Below are 3,396 nucleotides of genomic sequence, written 5' to 3' on the forward strand. Positions count from 1 at the left end.
GGCCGCCGAATGCCGCGCCGCAGGGTAGAGCGTCACCCGCCGCACCCCCTCCGGGCCGCGCCCTTCTCCAGGCGCGATCTCCACCACCTCGACCCCCGGCCTTGCCGCCAGATGCGACAGCACCGCGCGCCGGATGTCCGAGGTGTCGAAGTTCTCCGCCGTCCCCAGCATCACCCCCACCGCCACGCCCTCGGGCGAAAGGCCGAGCTCCGCCCTCGCCGCCTCGCGCGGCAGCCGCTCCCCAGCCCTCGTGCCAAGGATCGGCGCCACCACCACCGCCGCGGCCCGTGCCGCCCGCCCAACGGAGTCGAGCCGCCCCGCCAGCTCCTCCGGCTCTATGATGAGGTCGAAGGTCCCAGCGCGCTTGACGGCCTCGGGCAGCTCGGCCCGCCACATGGCCCGACGCACCCAGGCCCGCCGGATGTGCCGCCGCTGCTCCAGCGCCACGACCATCCCCTCATAGGGCATGTTCCCGTCGAAGACGACGAGGTCCGGTCCCACGAGGTCCAGGAAGTCCCCGAGCTCCTCGGCCAGCGCCAGGTTCCAGGCCTGGACCGGCGCCCCGGTCATGCGGTGGAAGGGCACGAACTGCACCGGGAACCCCGCCTCGGCGGCGAGCCGGAACCCCCGGCTCAGCGTGAAGAACGCCGTCTCGGTCCCCGCGGGCAGCGCCCGCGCGATGGCCATGAGCCGCGTGAGGTGCCCGAGCCCCACGCCGTTCGATGTCACCATCACCGTCCTCAGCGGGGGCAGGGGCCTCGCCGCCGGCATCGCACCTGGCCCCGCCGCGTCCCAGCCCGGCGCCACCCGCTCCAGCCGCGGCAGGAACCGCTGGACCGAGAAGCGCGCCTCCGCCTCGGCCCGCGCCCGCGCGACCTGCGCCTCGTAGGCTCCCGGCTCCGCCTCGATCCTCTCGATCAGCCCACACATCCCCTCGGGCTCGGCATAGAGCGCGGCGGGCCCGAAGGCGTCGCGGAAGGCGGGCGGCAGCACGACCGGCACGCCCGTCGCCACGGCTTCGAGGGCGCCGTAGCCGAAGGCCTCCACCCATTCGCGCCCGTGCAGGTAGACCCAGTAGTCGAGGCCCCGCAGGAACTCCGCCACGGGTTCGGCGTCGAAGGGCAGAAGCTCCCAGTTGCCCGGCACGCGCCCGTAGCGGGCGGCCAGCTCCTCGGTCGCGCCGAGCATCCTGACCCGCACCCCCGGCGCCTCGGGATAGGCGAGCAGCGCCTCGGCCAGCGAATCCGGGAACTTGGCGGGCTGGGGCCGCGAATGGCGCCCCAGCGCGATCCCCGGCCCGCCCGGCCGCGCCTCCCGCAGCGGCCATTCCGAGAAGTCGAGGAGGTTCGCCCAGTCCTCCTCCAGCACCGTTCCCTCGAACAGTCCCAGGCGCCCAAGCTGCGCCCGCACCGCCGGCCCCACCGGCGCGAGACTCACCTCGGCCCCGAAGCACTCCGAGAGGTTGGCGACGACCGCCCCCAGGTCGTAGGCCGCCCGCCCGATCCCGTCGAGCGGCGGGTGATGCAGCACCAGCACGATCCTCTCGGGCGCCAGCCCCAGGGGTTCGGCGGGCAGGTGCCGGAACAGCGCGGGATGGTGGACGAGGAGAAGCCGCGTCCGCTGCCGCTCGCGCGGGTCGAGGAGGCGCAGCGTGCCCGCTTCCACGAAGGGCGCGATCGCGGGATGCAGCACCGCCGCGCGCTTCAGTTCGGGCCCCAGGACCGGGCAGAAGCCGACGCTCGCCCCCGCCTGGGCCAGCGCCCGCGCCTCGGCCGCCAGCGCCCGGGTCGTGCCACCGGGATAGCGCGGGTCGGCGAGCACGACTATTCCCGGTCCGACCCGCATCTGCTACCCTGGCAGGGACTTTCGCGCCCAGTTGCCGCCATGGGAGGCCGCGCTGTCAAGGAACTTGGTCACTTGGGCTAGGGCGGCCCGGCTCCTCGGCGGGGGTCCGGCCCGTCCAGCCAACCCTCTCGCCCAGCGGCCCGCCGGCGACCGCCGTCCGACCGTCCTCGCCTCGCTCCTCCTCGCCGACGAGGCCGCGCCTGAGCGTGCCGCGGCCCTCGTCCGCCGGTTCCCGCGTCTCCGCTGGGCGCTGGCCACCGACGGCGACCGCATCGCCCCCCTCCTCGCGGCCGGCGCCGTGGTCGAGCATCTCCCGTCCCCCGTCCTGATGCGCGCCCTTCCGGCCCGCGGCGACCGGGCGGCCTACCTGACCCGGCGCTGGTCCCTGCTCCTCACCAAATGGGAACCTGCCCTTGTCCGCGACGAAGGCGCTCCCTTCGCCACCTACCTCGAGGCCTGCTGCGGCCCCGACCGACCTCGACCCCTGGCCCCGATCCCGGCCGCGACGGCCGGACCATGATGGAGTGACGCGATGCGATGGCGATTGACACGATGGAAGGGCACGCTCGCCCTCATGACCCTGTCGGTGCTGGCGGCCTGCGGCATGGAATATCCGGCGGAGGACGGGACGGCGCAGCGCACCGTGACGCCCTCGCCCCCCGCCACCGGGGCCGCTCCCCCGCCTTCGGCCTACTGAGGCCGCAGGCATGAGCGGCGCGCGGCGGCCATGACGGCTCCGGGCCGGACCGGCTTCGTCGGGCCGCTGCCCGGCCGCGCCGGGCTCGTGGACGGGGGGCTCCCCTCGGGCCTGCTCACCCGCTGGGACCGTTGGTTCGAGCTCGCCTCGGCCCGCCGCCTCCCCGACCGGCTCGACCCCGACCGCCCCGCCTGGCGGCTGATGGCCCGTCCTGGCCTCTTCGCCCCCGTCCCGGTCGCCGGCTGCTTCCGCCTGGGCCGCGACCGGCGCGACCGGATCTATCCCTTCGCCGTCCTGCGCGAAGGCGAGCCCCCCGACCCCGCAGACCCCTGGTTCGACGCTGCCGAGCGCCTGGTCCGCGCCGCGACCGACGGCCGCCTCGCCCCGCCCGCTCTCGACCGCGCGGCCGACGCCATCCCGGCCCCCCTAACCGCCGCTCCGCCCCCTGAAGAGGTGGCGCTTCTCTGGCGCGACGACTGGGAGGTCCGCGAGGTCCGCTGCGCCTCGGCGGCCGACCTCGCCGCCTTCCCCCTTTCGGACGCGGCCTTCTCGCGGCCCGAGGAGGAGGTGCTGGCATGGGCCTGACCGTCTACTCCGAGGACATGGGCCTGTTCCACAAGGGCAGCGGCGGCAAGGGCGTCGCGCCCGGCGACGTATGCCTCACTCCCCCCCCGCCCCCGGCCGGTCCCCTGCCGGTCCCCTACGTCAACATGCTCTCGGCCTCGGACCTGTCCAAGGGCAGCAAGACGGTCAAGATCGACGGCGAGCCCACGGCGCTCGAGGACGCCTCCGAGGTCTCGACCAGCACCGGCGACGAGGCGGGCACCCAGGGGGGTGGCGTCGTCACCCACAAG

3 protein-coding genes are annotated in these 3,396 nt (G+C 75.2%); 2 read left to right on the forward strand and 1 reads right to left on the reverse strand.

Features of this window, described 5'->3' with window-relative positions; genetic code table 11:
* A partial coding sequence (locus AC5JLB_RS18280) for a hypothetical protein (RefSeq protein WP_495875256.1) occupies positions 1 to 1,845 on the reverse strand: 1,845 nt, incomplete at its 3' end.
* Between the two features lie 727 nt (positions 1,846 to 2,572).
* On the opposite strand from AC5JLB_RS18280, the gene AC5JLB_RS18285 reads away from it, so the two are divergent.
* Positions 2,573 to 3,127, forward strand: coding sequence for a TagF domain-containing protein (locus AC5JLB_RS18285; protein ID WP_495875257.1), 555 nt, complete (start codon positions 2,573 to 2,575; stop codon positions 3,125 to 3,127).
* A partial coding sequence (locus AC5JLB_RS18290; protein WP_495875258.1) for a PAAR-like domain-containing protein occupies positions 3,118 to 3,396 on the forward strand: 279 nt, incomplete at its 3' end. The genes AC5JLB_RS18285 and AC5JLB_RS18290, both read left to right, overlap by 10 nt.

Source organism: Myxacorys chilensis (assembly GCF_059505265.1).